This window comes from bacterium (assembly GCA_021372535.1).
Taxonomy (GTDB): Bacteria; Latescibacterota; Latescibacteria; order Latescibacterales; family Latescibacteraceae; genus JAFGMP01.
On the sequence record JAJFUH010000053.1, the window covers coordinates 1 to 5,865 of the forward strand.

Annotated in this window: 5 protein-coding genes; 2 read left to right on the forward strand and 3 right to left on the reverse strand. The window is 47.7% G+C overall.

Annotation, left to right across the window (positions count from 1 at the left end):
* Together LLG96_05855 and LLG96_05860 are read right to left on the reverse strand one after the other, a co-directional pair.
* The coding region (locus LLG96_05855) for a hypothetical protein (GenBank protein MCE5249727.1) at nt 1–195 on the reverse strand (195 nt) is incomplete at its 3' end.
* A 650-nt stretch (nt 196–845) separates the two neighbouring features.
* The gene (locus LLG96_05860; GenBank protein ID MCE5249728.1) at nt 846–1,616 is read right to left on the reverse strand and encodes a hypothetical protein; all 771 of its coding nucleotides are present in this window, start codon (nt 1,614–1,616) and stop codon (nt 846–848) included.
* A 1,127-nt stretch (nt 1,617–2,743) separates the two neighbouring features.
* Between LLG96_05860 and LLG96_05865 the strand changes: the two genes are divergently transcribed.
* Nucleotides 2,744–4,651, forward strand: a complete 1,908-nt coding sequence (locus tag LLG96_05865; protein MCE5249729.1) for a hypothetical protein — start codon at nt 2,744–2,746, stop codon at nt 4,649–4,651.
* 511 nt (nt 4,652–5,162) lie between these two features.
* On the opposite strand, the gene LLG96_05870 is transcribed toward LLG96_05865, so the two are convergent.
* Nucleotides 5,163–5,378 carry a hypothetical protein gene (locus tag LLG96_05870; protein MCE5249730.1) on the reverse strand — a complete coding sequence of 72 codons (216 nt, stop codon included), beginning with the start codon at nt 5,376–5,378 and terminating at the stop codon, nt 5,163–5,165.
* A gap of 258 nt (nt 5,379–5,636) precedes the next feature.
* Between LLG96_05870 and LLG96_05875 the strand changes: the two genes are divergently transcribed.
* Nucleotides 5,637–5,865: hypothetical protein (locus tag LLG96_05875; protein ID MCE5249731.1), on the forward strand; the 229-nt coding region annotated here is incomplete at its 3' end.

Here is a 5,865-nt window from a genome sequence, read left to right on the forward strand (position 1 = left end):
AGAAGCTCCAAAGGGTGTTATGCTATGTATAATCAATTCATTACAATACAACTCAGTATGGATTTTGGAGGGGCCAGGTGAAGATGTTCCGGCCATCACCCATTTTTTTAAGAACACTTTTTTAGATGTTACTTCCTTTGCTTGCCCAAAGGAAGTAACCAAGGAAAGGGCACCCCGCGAAAAGCCTTTTTCCACGGTCACGGCCCGTTTTTCGGGAATGTGTGAACTCACGAGCCTTCGGCTCGCTCGGACAGCACCCATTCTTTTTCCGAAAACCGGTTGTGACCGCGGGGCTTTTCAATGGGGTTTATACATCAGAAGCTCCAAAAAGGTGTTATGCTATTTGTTACAATAATAAGTGGTAGTGGATTTTTGGAGGCCAGGTGAAGCTGTTCCGGCCAGCACCCATTCTTTTCCGAAAACCGGTTGTGACCGCGGGGCTTTTCAATGGGGTTATAAAACACCTGCAAGAATCATATATATTCTATTTGTAATAAATTCATTACAGTAAAATTCATCATGGATTTTGGGGGATGGCCAGGATTTTATTCTGCTTCCAGGATGCAGCCCAGATTTATCTGAAAATACTCATTGATAACTTCACCACGGAGACACGGAGGACACGGAGAAATACTCTTTACACTTTCATCCTTTGTTGTGACAATCTATGTCATGGGAGTTATTCATAAAAATATTTTACAACGAAGACACAAAGCAGTGGTAATTCATGAATTACCCCTACGATGTTACATCGATCAGGTACGAAAAACAAATCCGCCTAATCCGCGAAAATCCGCGTTCTATTAGAAGTTAAGTGAATGGATCGGGTTGCCAGCGCGTTTTGCTCAAAACTCAAAATTCCTAGACAGACGGATGCCGAACATGAAAGCATCCTTCTTGTAGTGCTTTTCCTCCTGGGCTTTCCGAACCGAGCTGTCGAGGAGCGAGGTAAATTCCACCACCGGTTCGAGCACGAAATCCCCGCCGAGCCGGAACGGGACACTCATACCGAGCAGAAGATCGGTCAGGGTCGTTTTTGTACCGAGGTATCTCCGGTAATACCGTGGCTGGCTCGCTCCGAGAGAGCCGTAAAAGTCGATGTCCTGTTTGAATATACGGGGTGACACACGCTGATAGACATCGAGAATAAAGTACGATCCTCTCGATTTTTCGGGATCGACACGGATTCTCAGCCCGGGATGGAGCGGAAGGTCGGTTTTGACCTGAAGAATGATTTTCGTCGTCGGCTCGAAGTAATCGGTGGGCGAGGAAAAGTGGAGCACACCGGGCGCGAGGCTGAAGTGTCTGAATGAAAATGTATAATCCAGAATGAAATCGTATTCGTTGCATTCGTACAGGTCGTTGTTGATGTCGGTAAGATCGACATTGAAGAAATTGTACGATCTGAAACCCTTGTACCTGAATGTCGCCGTATACCAGGACACGGGATCGTCGGTCCACATCTCGCCACGCCAGACAAACCTGCTCAGGAACATGCTGTCGAGGTGCATACCGATCGTGTCGCGGGCGTGGGTGTCCGACGTAAATAAAAAGAGATAAAACGCTATGAAAATGGTATGTTTTACCAGACGGGAAAAGGAAATATTATGTATCATGGTATGTAATTTTTCTCACAATGTATCGATACAGGTGTTAATTTTCAAAAAGCCTTACAGTGGGCAACCACGGTGGGTTGCCCCTACAATAACCACGGTGGATTGCTCCTACAAAAATAAAAACACGAACAATTATTTAACCCGATCTATTCATGAAATATAATTGAACGCGGATTTTTTCTACGGATGGCAACCACGGGGGGTGCCCCTGCAATAATAAAACACGAACAATTATTTCAATAATCCGTTATGACTTTTTGTGCTTTCCTGCGGCGACGCAGCGCAGCGCGGCGAGTATGGTGAAATATTTTCACGAATAACCTCCATGACTACAGATAGTCACAACGAAGGATAAAAATGCATGCAGGCTGCATATGGATTCCCGATTAAAGATTCGGGAATGACGGCGTTACAGGGACCCCCGATACCAGACCGGAGCTTCAGCACCGGAAACCGCAAATGCATTTTCAGATAAATCCGGGTTAAATCATTTTTCACGTGTTACCTGATACAATAGATAAAATTATATCATGAAATTGGCAAGTTCTTTTTCGTGCCAAGAGAAAAAGCACATCCCCGTTCCTTGCTATGATACGTTCCATGGTTTATATTTATTCATGCCGATGCTTCCGGTTGAAAAGCCGTTTTATGATGTATATGTGCCCGGTCACAAATCGAGGGCATACTATTGCTCCGGCGGATAGATATATTACTCTCTGAAACAGATGCCGAAGCAAGTTCGGCATGACACAATCCGATGTTACTGTTTGATCACAAGAGTCAGAACTGACGGTTAATTTTACAAAGAAGCCCCCTTTCTGTCACTTCGTGACATCCTTCTCCCTCAAGGGGGCAGGATATAACCGCAAGCACCACACTATGTCGCCCCCTCCGGGGGAAACAGACACGTAAGCGTCGAAGGGGGCTGTTGTAAAGAATGAGAGATATCGTATCGAAAGTTGTGGAGATTTATGTAAAACCATAGTGTTTTCAATATATTATGCGTTTGATATGATACTTAACCGGACACTGTTGCACCAGAGTAAAAGCGTCAAGAGTCTATTTCCGCAGGATACATTCTTTATTTTCAGTGCCTGTACGGCATAAAGGAAAACGAGGGCGGGAAAGTGAACGGTACGAGCAGAAGAACATTCATGAAAGCCGGAATTTCAACGGGCGCGGCATTAGCCGGAGTGTCGGCCGGTGTCGGGAAGAGTTTTGCCGGGACGAAGACGCTGTCAGGCTCGTTCAGTATTCTCGGGCTCGATGGAACGATAAAACTCGAAGTAGAGGGCAGCATTGCAGAAGGGATATCGTTCGATGTGTCGGTCGATACGATTTCTGCACATAAGGCTTGCGCCCGTATTCGTTTAAATCCCAATGGAACCATGGCGGTCAAACGGTTCTCGATTGAAATGGCGGTTCCCTTGAAAGATGTTCAGCGGATATGGTACACGCAGCAGCTTGACGGGCTTGGATGGCGGGCGTATATCGGACTGCCATGGGGAGCGGAAATACCGGCCGCCGGGCATGACGGATCGCTGCTTTCCGGTGTTCACAGCCGTCACGGGAAAAACCGCTGCCTCATCGCCCTGAAAAATCAATCGGGCGACGGATCCCTCGGATTCCGCACGGCGTACGGCGGCAAATACATTTATCTGGCAGTAAACCGGTTCGCTCAGGACAGAACTTATTCTGTGCGGGAAATCGATGAAACCCTTTATGTCGATCGTGAAGATATACCCATTCATGAAGCCGTATCGCGGTTCGTGGAATGGTATGACAGGGAATGGAAGCCGACGATCACCACTCCACGCGCATGTTTCGAGCCGGTATGGAACACATGGTACCCTTCGCTCGGTAACATCAATGATGACTTTATTGCACGGAACGCCCGGATATGCGCCGAGCTCGGATTCAAAACGTTTATCATCGACAGCGGGTGGATGAAAGCCGACGGGTGCTGGGAACCCAAAACCGAAGCATTTCCCGATTTCGGAAAGACGATTGCGGATATACAGTCGCTCGGTCTCAGGGTCATAATCTGGTATCGCCCGTTCTATTATGCCGGCAATGCCCCGGATTCGGACGAAATGGCGCCGTTCCGCGTGGTGACCGGAGGAAAACCGACCGATCTGCTTTGTCCTCGGTGCACGGCTGTCCGTGACCGGGCCGGCCGTATTGCGGAAAAACTCATGCGGGATTATGGACTGGACGGTCTGAAAATCGATTTTCTCGATGCGAGCCCTGCTTCCGCGCCGCTGGTGAAGTGCGAGGCCGACCATGAGCATGCGCACGATTTTGTCAGCGACGGAGTCCGTGAGACAATGCGTGTCATGGCCGAATCGATCAGGAAAGTCAAACCCGATGCGATCATCGAATACCGTCTCAACTACGCGAATGTTGCGAACAGGCCCTTCGGTAACTGTTACCGGGGGCAGGATACGCCATCCGATCCCGATCTCGGGAGACGGCATCTGACCCTGATACGTTCGTGGAGCCGCGGAGTGGCGCCCCATTCCGACCCGAGTTTCTGGACATCAGAAGAGAGCGATGAGAATGTCGCCCGGTATCTCGCCACCATTTTCCTGTATGCAGTGCCCACTCTCTCGATTAATTTCAGTGATTTGCCGAAGAGTCATGTATCGCTGATCAGAGCCTGGCTGCAGTTCTATCATGAACATAAGGCAAAACTCATGAATGGCCTTTTTGAACCGCTCAGCGATGATTTTCATTATTCGGCCGCGCGGATTTCCTCATCCGGAAATACGTACATACCGGTTTTTCTGAGAGAGTGGCCATCCGTAATCTCTGTTGTTCCGGAGCATACGGACACTATGTACCTGTTCAACGGGACAGCCGGACAGCGCATTATAACACGGCTCGCGGGCGCGGAAGGAACATACCGTTTAAGCACAACGGATGTTTTTTTGAAGCCCATCGATACCGATGTCAGGATAAAGAGCATGAACCAGTCGTTACAGCTCGATTATCCGGTCGATATCGGCGGAATGGTTTGTTTGAAGAGGGTTTGAGCGATCTATTCATGAATTGAAATTGAACGCGGATATTTTCTATGATGGGCAACCACGGTGGGTTGCCCCTACAAAAAAACACGAAGGATGATTTAACCATATCAATTCATGAATTGAAACTGAATGCGGATATTTTCTATGGTGGGCAACCACGGGGGGTTGCCCCTACAAAAAGACACGAAGGATTATTTAACCAGATCTATTCATGAATTGAAATTGAACGCGGATATTTTCTGTGATGGGCAACCACGGTGGGTTGCCCCTACAAAAAGACATGAAGGATTATTTTGTCATGTATAATAATTATATGCCTTCCTGCTGTGACGCAGCACGGCGAGTATGGTGAAATAGTTTCACGAGTAATCCTCATGACCATGGATAGTAACAACGAAGGATGAAAAATGTATGCAGGCTGCATATGGATTCCCGATTAAAGATTCGGGAATGACGGCGTTACAGGGATTTTCGACACCAGGATGGGGCTTCAGCGCCGAAAATTGCAGATGTATTTTCAGATAAATCCGGGGTATTGCTCCGGCGGATAAATAATGATACCACCAGCAGGAATAGATGCCGAAACAAAATAAATCCGGGGTATTGCTCCGGCGGATAAATAATGATTCCAATAGCAGGAATAGATGCCGAAACAAAATAAATCCGGGGTAGTGCTCCGGCGGATAAATAATGATTCCACCAGCAGGAATAGATGCCGAAACAAGTTCGGCATGACATCATCCGATGTTATTGTTTAATCAAAGAATTCCTCGGAGCTTAAGTCCGGGGTTACCAAGCTTTGTCTTTTGTTTTCAGAAATTCCGGTGGCACGAAGTGCCAGGAAATTGGCGAAATACCCCGTAGATCTGCTGCGGGGATAGTCAATTCCCAGGAATTTCTTTAATCGCCGAAGCAATAACAAGATTCAGACCCTGAAAATAGTTGTGTTTACGGAACGATCCCCGGAGCTTTCCCCTTACAGGGGCCTTAAATGACGGCTTTTTATGTTGTTTTGACTGTGGTTCTCATCGGCGGTTGTGTGATTTACAGCGCCGCCTGTTTGCTCGCCCTGTCGGGTCATTGCAGGCATGAAAAGACTATAGAAAACAATTCCCCGACAGTGAGCATAATAATTGCGGCCCGCAACGAGGTGAAACATATCGGGCAGCTGCTCGACGATCTTACGGGTCAGGATTACCCGGCGGATCGCTTCGAAATCG